Below are 14,288 nucleotides of genomic sequence, written 5' to 3'. Positions count from 1 at the left end.
ACTTCAAAAGAAGTGCTTTTTTTATAACTCGAAACAGCTTAACCACGTCCGCGATCACTGCGTTTCTTAGCGCCCGTATTCAGGCGCGCATTCTGGCGTGATGCCTGTAGCAGATCTGATTCCTGACGAATACGGCGGTTAGCCGTTGGTGCGCGTGCCGGGCGCTGCTCAGGCGTGGCGGGGGCGTTCGCAGTTTCCAGCAAGCTGCGGCGCTGTTTACGCACTTTAGGCACAAACACGCGTGTGGCACGGTCTTTTTCGTGTGGACTCAATTGCTTGAGCGGTTTACGTGGCACAGGTAACCCTGCCCACTCCAGCAAAGCGACTACCTGTTTTTGCTCCAGTTTAAGCATGGTGCCACGTTTGAGGCGTGGCGGCAGTGCCACCGGGCCAAAACGTACACGCATCAAGCGGCTGACCGGCAAGTGATAGGCCTCGAATAAACGACGCACCTCGCGGTTACGGCCTTCTTTAATCACCACCTGATACCACTTATTGGCGCCTTCGCCACCACTGGCATAAATGCTCTCAAAGTTGGCTGGGCCATCTTCAAGCTCAATGCCTTGAGTCAGTTGAGCCATCTGATCCTGGTTAAGTTCGCCCAGAATACGCACCGCATACTCCCGCTCCACTTCGTAGCGTGGATGCATGAAACGGTTGGCCAGCTCGCCAGAGTTGGTAAATATCAGCAAACCACTGGTGTTCATATCCAGGCGGCCAATGGCAATCCATTTACCTTGTTTGATGCGCGGCAACTTATCGAATACGGTGGCACGGCCTTCCGGGTCATCCTGGCTCACCAGTTCGCCTTCCGGCTTGTGGTAAAGCAATACCTGCGGCAGTTCAGCCTCAAACGGTAAATGCAGAATGCGGCTATCCAGACGGACGATGTCATGCTCATCCACCACCGCACCGACTTGCGCCACCTGGCCATTAATCGTGATACGGCCACTTTCAATCAATGTTTCCATATCGCGGCGTGAGCCAAAGCCCGCCAGTGCCAGCAATTTGTGTAAACGCTGGCCTGAACGCGATGCGGATGGCACCTCATCGCCAACCGTCTCTACCGGAGCGGCTGGGGGCGCTTTAGGGGGACGTGTCGCAGAAGTGGCTTTAGGGGATTTAAATGGGCGAGCCATGCTTAACCTCTTGAATGAAGGCTGTATTTTACCGTATTTAGGGCATTCACTCTAAGGCTAAATGCAATTAGCAGCCAGAGGCCGCACAGAGGCCCACTTTAGGCGGTCACGGCATGTACGACTTGCAACTGCAAATTGCGCGCACCATTAAACTCATTCACTTGTAAGGCATAGGCAATCTCTACCTGCTCAGGCAAAAACTCGGCATGCTGAAAATAAATCGCATCGAACTGCTGATGCTGTTTTTGCAGGCGTAATTTCAAGTGTTTTTCGCCCAGCACCTTTTGCTGCAGCACCTGAAAAGTGTCGTAGAACACGGGTTGCGGAAAGCCCTGGCCCCACACTTGATCTGCGATCGCTTCTGCGGTTTGCATGGTCATCTCTTGCGCAACCAATGCACCGTCTGTTTCCAGTACTTCCTGCAAGATTTCAGCATCGATCAGGCTTTGCACCACGTGCTCAAATGTTTGCTGAAACCGGGCAAAATCATCGGCGCGTATGCTGAGGCCTGCTGCCATCGCATGACCACCAAACTTGATAATCAGGTCAGGCTGCTGCTTGGTGACCAGATCCAGTGCATCACGCAGATGCAGACCAGCGATGGAGCGGCCAGAACCCTTGATCAAGCCATCACCCGCATCAGCAAACGCAATCACCGGCCGATGAAAACGCTCTTTAATGCGCGAGGCAAGAATGCCGATGACCCCCTGGTGCCAATCCGGCTGGAACACGCTAATCGTATATTGATCATCACGAAAATCCTGCGTCAAATCCGTCATCGCATCCCATTGCATCTCGGCTTCAATCTGCTTGCGCTCGGCATTCAACACGTGCAATTGCTGCGCATATTGCATCGCCTCCTGCGGTGTTTCTGCCAGCAGACAACGAATGCCGATAGTCATGTCATCCAGCCTGCCTGCGGCATTGAGGCGTGGCCCGACATAAAAACCCAGATCCTGTGCATTCACTTGCGAAGCATCACGGCCTGCCAATTTTAAAATAGCTAGGATGCCGGGGCTAGCCTGGCCTTGCCGGATACGTTTGAGCCCTTGCCTGACCAGAATGCGGTTATTGGCATCAAGTTTCACCAAATCGGCCACTGTGCCTAAAGCCACCAGGTCGAGCAGACTGCCCAGATGAACGCCCTCATCGCTTAATTGGCCACGTTGCTTGAGCTCGGCACGCAAGGCAATCAGCACATAAAACATCACCCCTACGCCAGCCAGGTGTTTACTCGGGAAATCACAGCCGCGCTGGTTAGGGTTAACGATACAATCTGCGGCCGGCGTTTGCTCGGCGGGCAAATGGTGATCGGTAATCAGCACCTGTAAACCGAGCGCTTTCGCCGCAGCCACGCCATCAATGCTGGCAATGCCGTTATCCACCGTGAGAATCACATCTGGCTGCTGTTTAACCGCCAAGGCAACAATTTCAGGTGTGAGGCCATATCCATATTCAAAGCGGTTAGGCACCAGAAAGTCGACCTCAGCACCCATCATCCGCAAACCACGCATGGCGACACTGGTGGCTGTGGCGCCATCGGCATCATAATCGCCAATGATCAAAATCCGTTTTTTCTGCGCAATTGCATCTGCCAGTTGCTTCGCCATGTCAGCCGCGCCTGTCAAAGCGTCCGGCTTGAGCAAATGCGGCATTTCCTGCAACGACCAATCCTCAGCAGTGACCGACCTTGCGGCCAGGAGCCTGGCTAACAAGGGGGACAAGCCTTGCGTTTGCAGGGCTGCAAAGGTGGTGTCGGAATAAACGCGTTGCTGAATTTTCATCTTGTGTTCATCATGGGTCATTAACAACTATCCGCTAGTGGGTTCTCATCAGCGTTGCTTCAAGTTGTTGCAATAAAGTTTCGAGGTCAGGTGATTTTCGCCAGAACTGCCAGCGTAATTGTTTTTTATAATGCACTTCAACGCTGCGCTCGGCAAACGGCAACACCAGTTTCAATGCTGAAATACGACCAGCCTGTAAGGCGTTTGATAAAGCGGGCCAATCACACGTTTGCCATGTGTCTGCAACCCATAGCGCTTGCTGCATGTGTTCATCAGCCAGCATCGCAAATGGTCGAATGGCTGGTAATGCGCTGGCTTGCAGCCCGTCGAATACTTCGCCCTGTCCCGCAACCGCATCCCACTCATGTTGCCAGGCGGGGATATCGCCGACGCTGGCAAACCATAAACTGTTTAATTCAGTTGGCCAGTCAGCAGCCTCCGCAGAATGCGCTGCCTGATGCAGCAGCATTTGTATTTCATTGGTCCATTGCCTGATCACCGCCGCATCCGGCCCTTGTGGTTGCCATTGAAAAGCCTGCTGATACAAACAATCCTGCGGCCATTTGCACTGTGCCTGCATGTCGCGCACAGGCTGCACCCACCAGAATCTGCGACTGCTATCCTGCTGCATCACAAAATCATCAGCAAAATGTGTTTGCAAACGCTCAGTCAATGCGGCGTAGACGGCTTCTGCCAAAGGCACCACCGCCTGCAAGCTAAATGTATCCCGCCGCATCCCTAGATGCACCGGTAACAAGCAAAATGCCGGTCGAGTTGGCCACATCTGCCGGGCTGACAGCACGGCTGACACAGGCATATCAGACGGACTATCTTCAGGCACGGCGAGTACATCGAACAATGCGCGCAGTGGCGGCAGCGGGCTGACTTTCCATTGTGCTTTTAGCAACATCGGGCATTGCGCAATCACGGATTGAATCATCTCAACCGGCTGGGCAGCGGCATCAGACAGGTAATCTGTGATATAAATTTGCTGTATCATGCGAAAACAAATACACTAGGTTGATGATAAAAAAACTTAACAATTTGACGCATTTAAGCTACAAGCCAAGAAAATTGTTACTGCTATAATCATTGCGACTTATACACGAAATCTGGGGGGATGTCATGAATCGAAATCTATGGCAATGCTGCCAGCCTGTGTATATGCCTGCTGATTCAATTTAAACAGACTCCCTGGAATCCATGCCTTTCTTCCAAAACTTAAGTATCCAGTCCAGATTACTGTTATTCGTCATCGGACCGGTATTCGCGTTATCCTGTATTTTATTGTTGTTTGATTTCAAGGAACAACTGCAACGGGAAGAAGACAAGCTTAGCCAGCATGCCCTGACCACTGCAAAATTTCTGTCTGCGGTGATACATAATCAAACTGAATTGCATAGCAAAGACTATATCGGCCGGTTGCTCAAAGCCAGCCAACTTAACCGGGAACCCTATTTATCCCTGATTATTTCCGATGCGGATAATCACGCCATCGCCACTCTTGGCACCTCTTTCAACATTAGCGAAACCTTGCCGCAACAAGACACCATCGTCATGCAACAAAACACGCATGACATCACCATGGTGAAAGTATTTTCAACCGAATCCACACACCGCTTGCTGGGATATGTGTTTGTCGCCATCGACAAAGGCTCGCTGATTGAAGATCACCGCCAGGCGTTTATCAAAAATGTCGGCTACATCACCTTGGCACTTATATTATGCTCCATCCTCGTCAGCTGGGTGAGCCGCTCAATCAGCCAGCCGATTCGAGACATGACCTCGGCCCTCAAACGCTTTGTCATCGGTAGCCAGCAAGTCAGCCAGGGCAAAAATACCCTGCCAGAAATCCAGTCGCTGCAAAGTACGATCAATCAAATCTCAAGAGATATGCAGCATGTCGAAGCTGATATGCGTCACCGCATTCAAGACGCGCAAGCGCAGCTGCGCTACCAGGCGCGCCACGATGCCTTAACCGGCCTGGTCAATCGACAAGAGCTGGAAAGACGGTTGCAACAAGCGTTGCAGGACGTCAAACAACACCGCGCCAATCATGTATTCTGTTACATGGATCTTGACCAGTTCCGCGTCATTAACGACACTTGCGGCCACTTGGCCGGGGATGAAATGCTGCGCCAGATCAGCATGATTCTCAGCCAGCGCATACGTGCAGAAGACACGTTTGCACGCCTGGGCGGCGACGAATTCGGCCTGTTACTCAGTTACTGCCAAGTCGAAAAAGCCATCGAAATTGCGGCACAACTGCGGCAAATGGTTGAGACTTTCCGCTTCATGCATGAAGGCCGTTTGTTCCAGACCGGCATCAGTATCGGCATTGTCGAAATCACCACTGCTTTAAAAGATGTGGGTGAAATCACCCGCCATGCCGACGCAGCCTGCTACGTGGCCAAAGATAATGGCCGCAACCAGATCCACCTGTTCCATCCTGAAGACGACGTTTTACTCAAACGCCACGTTGAAATGGAATGGGTATTACGCATTAACGAAGCCATTGAGCACAATGATTTTGTGCTTTACTGCCAGGGCATTTTCCCGCTGCAACAAAAAGAATTGCCGCCTTTTTATGAGATTTTGATCCGTAAACGCGACGAGCATGGCGGCATTATCCCTCCGGCTGAATTCCTGCCATCGGCAGAGCGCTACCACCTGATGACCAAGATTGACCGCTGGGTCATTCAGCATGCTTTTATGGCGCTACAACCGTTGTTTAAAATGCAATCCAGCGTCAACCCTTTCATTGTCAGCATCAACCTGTCCGGCATGTCCTTAGGGGATGCTCAACTGCTGCCTTACATCCAGAGTTGTTTCGAAACCTACGATATATCGCCTGGCCATGTCTGCTTTGAAGTCACTGAAACCTCAGCCATCATCAACATCGACAATACGATCAAGCTGATTAAAGAACTGCAAAAGATGGGCACACGTTTTATGCTGGATGACTTCGGAAGCGGCATGTCGTCATTCAGCTACTTGAAACACCTGCCAGTCGACTTTCTTAAAATGGATGGCGCTTACGTCAAAGACATCACCAGCAACCAGGTGGATCTTGCCATGGCCAAAGCCATCCAAAGTGTGGCGCAATCGATGGAAATCCAGACCATTGCCGAATACGTCGAAGACGAAGCCACGCTGGACTGCCTGAAAGACATGGGCGTCGCTTATGCCCAGGGTTTCTATTTAAACCGCCCGATGCCCCTCAGCGAAGCATTGGCACGCCATATTGGCACCATCAGCACTCAGCAACAGATCGCTGCCGCAATCGCACCAGATATGACTATTTAAGCAGAATTGTAGCGACCAGTGACCGTGATGTTGCTGGTCATAGGCTGACGTCAGTTTTATTTAGTAATTCAAGATCAATGTAGATATGGGCCAAGAGTACAAGAGCGCCCTGAAACAGATTTTTCTGCGGATACGTATTAACTACAGAAATGTTTGATTGGTCGGAACGGTGTGATTCGAACACACGACCCCTTGCACCCCATGCAAGTGCGCTACCAGGCTGCGCTACGCCCCGACGTTGGACTCGAACAGGAACCTGCTCGAAAAAGAAGGCTGCATTATAAAACAAAACCGCATATTCGCTAAGCAGAATATGCGGTTTTATCAGCGCGCGAGCCAGTTCAGGCTGGGGCTTTTAACAGTTGAAGTACTTGTTGAATTTGATCCCTGAGGGCGGCAACATCGACCACCGGCAGTTTGGTATCCTCGGCAATTAATGACGACGTATTCGTGGTTGCTGCACTGGACACCTCAGCCGCAGATCGAGATTTGTCCATTTTTTCATCTACGCCATCCAGTCGATTGCGTGCGCCGCTGATGGTAAAGCCTTGCTCGTAGAGCAGCTCACGGATTTTACGGATCAGCAATACTTCATGATGCTGGTAGTAACGACGGTTACCGCGGCGTTTAACCGGTTTGAGCTGGGTAAACTCCTGCTCCCAGTAACGCAAGACATGCGGCTTGACCCCACACAACTCGCTGACTTCACCGATAGTGAAATAGCGTTTGGCAGGGATAGGCGGCAAGGTGACTTTTTGCGTTTCTACCATGTTTGGGAGTCAGATCAGGCTTGTGCTTGTAATGGTTGTTCTGCGTAGTGTTCTTCTACGCGTAATTTTAATTTCTGACTGGCGTGAAAAGTCACCACACGACGTGCAGAAATTGGAATTTCTTCACCAGTTTTCGGGTTACGGCCAGGACGCTCGGATTTGGTACGCAACTCGAAGTTACCAAAACCAGACAGCTTAACGCTATCGCCTTGCTCCAGCGCATTGCGAACTTCTTCAAAAAACGCTTCCACCATGTCTTTGGCTTCACGCTTGTTCAGCCCGACTTGTTCAAACAACAAATCGGCCAAGTCAGCTTTTGTGAGTGTCATTAACGATCCCCTGAACCTTCTTATTATGCGAGATGCTTGTGTTGTATCAACTGTTATCCTTGGTACTATCTAACGATGATCCCAATGATATTATCTTAGTGACGCAGCAAATTTGGATGACCAGTTGTTGAGGATTTTTGCCACGATGGTATCCACTTCCTCATCGACCATTGTCTTGCAAGTATCTTGCATAAGTACAAGAAATGCAAGGCTTTTTTTGTTTTCGGGCACACCTTTACCATGATAAACGTCGAACAATTTCACCTGTTTTAGCTGAGAAATGTTCTCATTCATCACCGCATCAATCATCGCTTGAGCTGATACAGATTGCTCAACGACCATCGCTAAATCTCGACGAACCGGCAGGAATTTGCTGACCTCACTATAGGCAGGCACCTGGGTTGCCAATGCAGCATCGGCATCCAACTCAAACAGGTAACAGGCACTGGTTAATCCATATTGCTGCTGCCATTGCGGATGCAATTTACCCAGCCAGCCCACTGCTTTATCGCCCAGGTAAATACGGGCAGACTGGCCCGGGTGCAGAGCAGGATGCTGTTCGACCACAAAGCGCACAGGCTGTGCAAACAATGCCTCGACATGGGCTTTGGCATCATAAAAATCAAACGTTCTGGCTTCGGCCGCCCACTGCTCTGGTTGCTGGCTGCCATAGACCAGGCCGGATAAAGTCAGCGTTTCAGCAAACCCTTGCGCACCCTTTTCATAACGTGCACCGAGCTCAAACAACATGGCACGTGTTTGCTGGCGTTTGAGGTTGTAATCCAGCGCATCCAATAATCCACCCCACAAGCCGGAGCGCATGACGCTCAGGTTGCTGGCAATCGGATTTTTAAGCGCGATGGGCTGGGCATTACCGTACAAATCACGCTCCCAGTTGGCATCGACAAAGCTATAAGTCACCACTTCTTGATAACCTTGATTCACCATCACGTCGCGCAGCCAGTGTTTGCTGCGTGTCGCTTCTGGTGCCACCAGCATGCTTTGCGGGGCAACCGGAGTCAGTGCAGGAATATGCTCGTAACCATGCAGGCGGGCGACCTCTTCAATCAAGTCTTCTTCACGCGCAATATCAAAACGGAAGCTAGGTGCGCTCACCTGAAATACGCCATTAGCCTCAGTGTAGGCAAAGCCTAATTGCGTTAACAATTGGCCTACTTGCACCAGGCTCACATCAATGCCCAGCACGGATAACAAATAAGCATGGCGTAAAGTCACCTGCTTGCGTGCTGGCAATTGTGCGGTGACCGCAGTCACGGCACCAGCCTGACCGCCACAAATCTCCAGCACCAATGCTGTCGCACGCTCCAGCGCATTCAAGGTATTACCGAAATCTACACCGCGCTCAAAACGGTAAGACGAATCTGTGCTTAAACCCAAACGGCGTGCTTTGCCCGCCATGACATCAGGTGTAAAGAAAGCGCTTTCGAGGAAAATCGCTTGTGTGGCATCAGTCACCGAGCTTGGTTTGCCGCCCATGACGCCTGCCAGCGCGACCGGGCCATTGCCATCGGCAATCACCAGATCATCTGCCTTCAAAGTCACTTCTGTGTCATTTAGCAAGACCAGTTTTTCACCGGCCTTGGCAAAACGGACTTCGACCTCGCCCTGCAATAGCGCATGGTCAAACGCATGCATAGGCTGGCCGAGTTCAAGTAATACATAATTGGTGATATCCACTAAGGCACTGATACTGCGGATGCCGCTGCGCTCCAAACGGCGCACCATCCAATCGGGCGTCTTGGCTTGGGCATTCACACCGTCAATCACGCGGCCATAATAAGCCGGGCAAGCATCTGGTGCATTCAGCGTAACAGTTTTGGCAAGATGGCTGCTGACAGCTGCCGCGTCAATCACAGGCACGGTTATTGGTGCGCCAGTCATGGCAACCACATCGCGGGCAATGCCCAAAATGCTTAAACAATCAGCGCGGTTAGGCGTCAGTTTCAGCGTATACGTACTGTCATTCAATGCCAGATATTCACGGATATCCTGGCCAACAGGCGCATCGGCTGGCAGCTCCAAAATACCATTGGCTTCTGTCGCAATACCCAGCTCTTTGGCAGAGCACATCATGCCGAAAGACTCTACGCCACGCACTTTGGCTTGTTTGATCTGAATCCCTGGCAACTCGGCGCCCACCAACGCACAAGGCGCTTTCAGGCCTGCGCGTGCATTCGCTGCACCACAGACAATCTGCAGAATTTCTTCGCCGACTTTCACTTTACACACTTGCAAGCGGTCTGCATCCGGGTGTTTGGCAGCTTCCAGAATCTCCGCCACCACCACATGGCTAAACGCAGGGGCGACCGGGGTTAACTCTTCAACTTCCAGACCAGCCATGGTCAATGCGTGACCAAGTTGCGCGGTATCCAGTGATGGATTCACCATGGAACGTAACCATTGTTCGGAGAACTGCATATGTGTCTAACCCTGTATTAATTCGGTGTTTAAAGTGCGTGGAGGCTGGATTATTTAATAAACTGCTGCAAAAAGCGCAAATCATTATTAAAGAAATGGCGCAAATCATTGACGCCGTAGCGCAACATGGCCAAGCGCTCTACGCCCAGGCCAAAAGCAAAGCCACGATATTTATCGCTATCGATATTCACGTGTTTGAGCACCTCAGGGTGCACCATGCCGCAACCACCAATTTCCAGCCAGCCGCCATTCCAGCTCATATCCATTTCGGCTGAAGGCTCGGTAAACGGGAAGAAGGATGGGCGGAAACGCACGGTCAAATCATCGCGTTCAAAGAATTTTTGCAGAAAATCCTGCACCACGCCCTTGAGGTTGGCAAAGCTGATTTGCTCATCCACCCACAACCCTTCCACCTGGTGGAACATCGGTGAATGCGTCGCATCGGAGTCGACGCGGTAAACACGACCTGGTGCAATAATTTTCAATGGTGGCGTATTGTTTTCCATGTAATGCACTTGCACCGGTGACGTATGCGTACGCAAGACGTGCTCCATGCTGTCATTACCGCTATCAATGTAAAAAGTATCATGCATGGCACGTGCCGGATGGTTATCCGGAATATTCAGCGCCGTGAAATTATAAAAATCGGTTTCGATTTCAGGGCCATCCGCCACACTGAAACCAATCGAATGAAACAGCTCTTCTACACGGCGTAAGGTCAATGTCACCGGATGCAAACCACCGGTCGATTGCGCGCGCGCAGGCAAAGTCACATCGATGGTTTCACTCGCCAGCTGTTTGGCCTGTGCAGCGGCCAGGATACTGTCACGGCGGTCATTCAAGGCTTGCTCAACGGCTTGTTTAACCACATTAATCGCTGCACCAGCTGCTGGACGCTCTTCAGCAGTCAATTTACCCAGCCCTTTCAAGGCTTCGGTCAGCGCGCCAGATTTTCCCAGGTATTTGGCCTTGGCGTTTTCCAGTGCAGGAACATCATGACAAGCCGCAAAGTCTTGTGCGGCTTCTGCGATTAAGTGATTGAGATCAGCCATCGTGCGTATTCTTTAAGTTTTGAGTCACATTAAAATAAAAAAAGAGGCCGCAGCCTCTTTTTTTGGTAGGTCTGATTAGGCGCTTAAACCTGTTTTAGCCAATTCTACGAATTTAGCAAAAGCAGCTTTATCGAACACGGCCAGATCAGCCAGTACTTTACGGTCAACTTCAACCGCAGATTTTTTCAGACCGTTCATGAAACGGCTGTATGTCAAACCAGCTTCACGGGCTGCCGCGTTGATACGGGCAATCCACAATGCTCGGAATTGACGTTTTTTCTGACGACGGTCACGGTATGCGTATTGACCGGCTTTCATTACCGCCTGTTTGGCAACACGGTAGACGTTCTTACGACGACCACGGTAACCTTTAGCAGCATTTAAAACTTTTTTATGTCTTGCGCGTGCGACGACACCACGTTTTACTCTAGGCATGTCGGTCTCCTTATTGTGTTGGCATCATTGCGCGGACGCGTTTCACGTCAGTCGCAGAAATAATGGAAGTACCGCGCAGCTTACGCTTTTGCTTGGTGGTTTTCTTGGTCAGAATATGGCGCAAGTGAGAGTGTGTACGCTTCACTTTACCGTTACCCAAGAACTTGAAGCGCTTTTTGGCGCTGCTCTTTGTTTTCATCTTTGGCATTTTTTTCTCCTTAGAGGTTGAATAGAGAGTAACTGGGCAGCCAATTTAGCCGTATTACTCCAAAAAACTGTTGTACTACTTAAAACCTTATTCTTCGCTTGGTGCTGCTTTTTCAGCTTTTTTGGCCACAGGCACAGCTTTCTTCGCTGGCGCCAACACCATCACCATCTGGCGGCCTTCCATTTTAGGATACTGCTCCACCAATGCGTGCTCTGTCAGATCAGCTTCCAAGCGTTTCAATAACGCCAGACCGAATTCCTGGTGCGTAATTTCGCGACCACGGAAGCGCAAGGTAATTTTTGCTTTATCGCCATCACCCAAAAAGCGGATGATATTGCGTAATTTAATATTGTAATCGCCGTCATCAGTGCCAGGTCTAAACTTGACCTCTTTAATCTGCACCTGTTTTTGTTTCAGTTTTTGCTCGTGCATACGCTTGCTCTCAGCGTATTTGAATTTGCCGTAATCCATCAAACGGCACACTGGTGGTGCGGCATTTGGTGCAATTTCAACAATATCAATATCAGCTTCTTCCGCTTTGGCAAAAGCCTCTTTGAGACTCATCACACCTAACGGTTCGCCATCCACACCAACCAAACGCACTTGTGGCGCAGTGATGTCGCCATTGATGCGTGTATCTTTATCTTGAGCTATAACAATCCCCTAACAATAAACAAAGCCGCACGAATACCCGAAATTAGACCCGGTTTTGGATGTCTTCTTGCAGGAGCGCTACAAACGCCTCTACCGACATCACACCCAGATCTTCACCTTTTCTGGTACGTACGGCCACATGACCATTTTGCATTTCTTTGTCGCCTACCACAATGAGGTATGGCAACTTTTGCAAGCTGTGTTCGCGTATTTTATAGGTAATCTTCTCATTTCTCAAGTCAAAATCGCATCGAATGCCATTTTTCTTCAATTTTTCAACCACTTGGCGGACATAATCAGCCTGGTTATCTGAAATATTAAGCACCATGACTTGCACTGGCGACAACCAGACTGGCATCGCACCGGCAAAGTTCTCGATCAAAATACCTAAAAAGCGCTCCATAGAACCGACAATGGCGCGGTGCAACATGATAGGCCGCTGACGCGTATTGTCTTCAGCCACATACTCCGCGCCCAGGCGTTCAGGCAGGTTAGGGTCAAGCTGGATAGTACCGCATTGCCACATACGGCCCAGAGAGTCTTTGAGGGTAAACTCAATTTTCGGGCCGTAAAATGCGCCCTCACCCGGCTGATATTCAAACTCAAGACCATTAGCTTTAATCGCGTTGGCCAGGGCAGTTTCTGCCATATCCCAGGCTTCTTCCGTGCCCACGCGCTTTTCCGGGCGGGTAGACAATTTGACGATCACATCATCAAAACCAAAGTCTTTGTACACTTCATACAACATCTTGATAAAGTCTGCTACTTCAGCCTCGACTTGTGACTCCATACAGAAAATATGGGCATCATCCTGGGTAAAGCCACGCACGCGCATCAAGCCATGCAAGGAGCCAGATGGCTCATTACGATGACAGGAACCGAACTCTGCCAGACGCAACGGCAAATCACGATAGCTGTGCAAACTGCGGTTGAAAATCTGAATATGGCCAGGGCAGTTCATCGGTTTCACCGCATAATCGCGGCTTTCCGACTGCGTGACAAACATATTGTCGCGGTAGTTTTGCCAGTGGCCGGATTTTTCCCACAGGGTTTTATCCAGCACCGTCGGCGTACGCACTTCCTGGTAATCGTACTCTTTAAATTTGGCGCGCATGTACTGCTCGACCTCTTGCCAGATCACCCAGCCACGAGGATGCCAGAACACCATACCTGGTGCATCATCCTGCATATGGTAGAAGTCGAGTTGCTTGCCCAGTTTGCGGTGGTCGCGCTTTTCAGCCTCTTCCAGCATATGCAGATAAGCTTCCAGCTCATCCTTGTTGCGCCAGGCGGTGCCGTATACGCGTTGCAACATTTCGTTGTTGCTGTCGCCGCGCCAGTAAGCACCGGCCAGCTTCATTAATTTAAACGCCTTGAGTTTGCCGGTATTCGGCACGTGCGGGCCACGGCACAAGTCAGTGAAGTTGCCTTCAGAATACAAAGACACGTCCTCATTGCTTGGAATGCTGGCAATGATCTCGGCCTTATAATGCTCGTTAATGCTTTTGAAGTAAGCCACAGCTTCATCACGTGGCAATACCTTGCGCTCGACTTTTTCGTCTTTCTTCGCCAGCTCAGCCATTTTCTTTTCAATGGCTGCCAGATCGTCCGGCGTAAACGGGCGCTTGTAGCTAAAGTCATAGTAAAAGCCATTATCGATGACCGGACCGATGGTCACCTGCGCATCCGGGAACAGCTCTTTGACCGCATAAGCCAGCAAGTGGGCGGTCGAGTGACGAATCACTTCCAGGCCTTCATCGTTCTTATCGGTAATGATGGCGAGGTCTACATCCTGCTCAATCAGATGACTGGTATCGACCAGTTTAGCTTCCTGACCTGTGTACGTGACCTTACCCGCCAGTGCGGCTTTCGCCAGACCAGCGCCAATATTCATCGCAACATCGGCCACGGTCACCGGCTGTTCAAAACTTCTGGATGACCCATCAGGCAAGCGGATTACAGGCATGACTCCCTCTCTTTAAACATTAAACAACCAAACAAAACAAGCACATGGCACCTGTTTTTGGTCAAACCTCGATTATCTCACAGCGCACGAAAATTCCGCAATCAGAAACCGAGTGCAGTCACATTTAAAGCATTGATACAAAGCGATACACACCGATACAAAACCTGCATTCAGGCGCGGCATACCCAGTCGTTAAAACAGTTGAC

The 14,288-nt window shown here is 50.5% G+C and carries 12 protein-coding genes and 1 tRNA gene; 1 reads left to right on the top strand and 12 read right to left on the bottom strand.

Annotated features, from left to right (window positions below; translation table 11 throughout):
* Positions 1-38: 38 nt before the first annotated feature.
* The 3 genes from rluB to MET42_RS0105225 form a co-directional block, all read right to left on the bottom strand.
* Entirely contained in the window at positions 39-1,139 is a 1,101-nt protein-coding gene (gene rluB / locus MET42_RS0105235; RefSeq protein WP_019881759.1) for a 23S rRNA pseudouridine(2605) synthase RluB, read from the bottom strand.
* Positions 1,140-1,237: 98 nt separating this feature from the next.
* The gene (gene recJ, locus MET42_RS0105230; protein ID WP_029512335.1) at positions 1,238-2,923 is read right to left on the bottom strand and encodes a single-stranded-DNA-specific exonuclease RecJ; all 1,686 of its coding nucleotides are present in this window, start codon (positions 2,921-2,923) and stop codon (positions 1,238-1,240) included.
* 34 nt (positions 2,924-2,957) lie between these two features.
* Positions 2,958-3,923 carry a hypothetical protein gene (locus MET42_RS0105225; protein ID WP_019881757.1) on the bottom strand — a complete coding sequence of 322 codons (966 nt, stop codon included), beginning with the start codon at positions 3,921-3,923 and terminating at the stop codon, positions 2,958-2,960.
* Between the two features lie 203 nt (positions 3,924-4,126).
* Between MET42_RS0105225 and MET42_RS0105220 the strand changes: the two genes are divergently transcribed.
* Positions 4,127-6,229, top strand: a complete 2,103-nt coding sequence (locus tag MET42_RS0105220; RefSeq protein WP_019881756.1) for a bifunctional diguanylate cyclase/phosphodiesterase — start codon at positions 4,127-4,129, stop codon at positions 6,227-6,229.
* A 158-nt stretch (positions 6,230-6,387) separates the two neighbouring features.
* On the opposite strand, the gene MET42_RS0105215 is transcribed toward MET42_RS0105220, so the two are convergent.
* From MET42_RS0105215 to thrS, 9 genes are all read right to left on the bottom strand, one after another.
* Positions 6,388-6,464: transfer RNA gene (locus MET42_RS0105215), tRNA-Pro, on the bottom strand.
* Between the two features lie 106 nt (positions 6,465-6,570).
* Entirely contained in the window at positions 6,571-6,999 is a 429-nt protein-coding gene (locus tag MET42_RS0105210) for a MerR family transcriptional regulator (protein ID WP_019881755.1), read from the bottom strand.
* A 14-nt stretch (positions 7,000-7,013) separates the two neighbouring features.
* The gene (locus MET42_RS0105205; protein WP_018985782.1) at positions 7,014-7,328 is read right to left on the bottom strand and encodes an integration host factor subunit alpha; all 315 of its coding nucleotides are present in this window, start codon (positions 7,326-7,328) and stop codon (positions 7,014-7,016) included.
* A 90-nt stretch (positions 7,329-7,418) separates the two neighbouring features.
* Complete coding sequence (gene pheT, locus MET42_RS0105200; RefSeq protein WP_029512334.1) at positions 7,419-9,767, bottom strand: phenylalanine--tRNA ligase subunit beta; 2,349 nt, start codon at positions 9,765-9,767, stop codon at positions 7,419-7,421.
* A 50-nt stretch (positions 9,768-9,817) separates the two neighbouring features.
* Positions 9,818-10,819, bottom strand: coding sequence for a phenylalanine--tRNA ligase subunit alpha (pheS, locus tag MET42_RS0105195; RefSeq protein WP_019881753.1), 1,002 nt, complete (start codon positions 10,817-10,819; stop codon positions 9,818-9,820).
* A 75-nt stretch (positions 10,820-10,894) separates the two neighbouring features.
* Positions 10,895-11,254: a 50S ribosomal protein L20 gene (rplT, locus tag MET42_RS0105190; RefSeq protein WP_019881751.1), complete on the bottom strand. Its 360-nt coding sequence runs from the start codon at positions 11,252-11,254 to the stop codon at positions 10,895-10,897.
* Positions 11,255-11,264: 10 nt separating this feature from the next.
* The gene (gene rpmI, locus MET42_RS0105185; RefSeq protein ID WP_019881750.1) at positions 11,265-11,462 is read right to left on the bottom strand and encodes a 50S ribosomal protein L35; all 198 of its coding nucleotides are present in this window, start codon (positions 11,460-11,462) and stop codon (positions 11,265-11,267) included.
* A gap of 87 nt (positions 11,463-11,549) precedes the next feature.
* Positions 11,550-12,116 carry a translation initiation factor IF-3 gene (gene infC, locus MET42_RS0105180; protein ID WP_198289779.1) on the bottom strand — a complete coding sequence of 189 codons (567 nt, stop codon included), beginning with the start codon at positions 12,114-12,116 and terminating at the stop codon, positions 11,550-11,552.
* Positions 12,117-12,159: 43 nt separating this feature from the next.
* Positions 12,160-14,082, bottom strand: a complete 1,923-nt coding sequence (gene thrS / locus MET42_RS0105175) for a threonine--tRNA ligase (RefSeq protein WP_019881748.1) — start codon at positions 14,080-14,082, stop codon at positions 12,160-12,162.
* Positions 14,083-14,288: the final 206 nt, after the last annotated feature.

Origin of the sequence: Methylophilus sp. 42, assembly GCF_000384155.1 — a bacterium.
GTDB lineage: Bacteria > Pseudomonadota > Gammaproteobacteria > Burkholderiales > Methylophilaceae > Methylophilus.
The sequence above is the reverse complement of the archived record's forward strand: the minus strand, read 5'-3'. Positions and strand labels throughout refer to the sequence as shown.

Excerpts from the sequence above, each read along its gene's own strand:
- pheS (WP_019881753.1), bottom strand. The coding sequence starts at position 10,819 with ATGGCTGATCTCAATCACTTAATCGCAGAAGCCGCACAAGACTTTGCG.
- MET42_RS0105205 (WP_018985782.1), bottom strand. The coding sequence starts at position 7,328 with ATGACACTCACAAAAGCTGACTTGGCCGATTTGTTGTTTGAACAAGTC.
- rplT (WP_019881751.1), bottom strand. The coding sequence starts at position 11,254 with ATGCCTAGAGTAAAACGTGGTGTCGTCGCACGCGCAAGACATAAAAAA.
- rluB (WP_019881759.1), bottom strand. The coding sequence starts at position 1,139 with ATGGCTCGCCCATTTAAATCCCCTAAAGCCACTTCTGCGACACGTCCC.
- MET42_RS0105225 (WP_019881757.1), bottom strand. The coding sequence starts at position 3,923 with ATGATACAGCAAATTTATATCACAGATTACCTGTCTGATGCCGCTGCC.
- recJ (WP_029512335.1), bottom strand. The coding sequence starts at position 2,923 with ATGAAAATTCAGCAACGCGTTTATTCCGACACCACCTTTGCAGCCCTG.
- thrS (WP_019881748.1), bottom strand. The coding sequence starts at position 14,082 with ATGCCTGTAATCCGCTTGCCTGATGGGTCATCCAGAAGTTTTGAACAG.
- MET42_RS0105210 (WP_019881755.1), bottom strand. The coding sequence starts at position 6,999 with ATGGTAGAAACGCAAAAAGTCACCTTGCCGCCTATCCCTGCCAAACGC.
- rpmI (WP_019881750.1), bottom strand. The coding sequence starts at position 11,462 with ATGCCAAAGATGAAAACAAAGAGCAGCGCCAAAAAGCGCTTCAAGTTC.
- pheT (WP_029512334.1), bottom strand. The coding sequence starts at position 9,767 with ATGCAGTTCTCCGAACAATGGTTACGTTCCATGGTGAATCCATCACTG.
- MET42_RS0105220 (WP_019881756.1), top strand. The coding sequence starts at position 4,127 with ATGCCTTTCTTCCAAAACTTAAGTATCCAGTCCAGATTACTGTTATTC.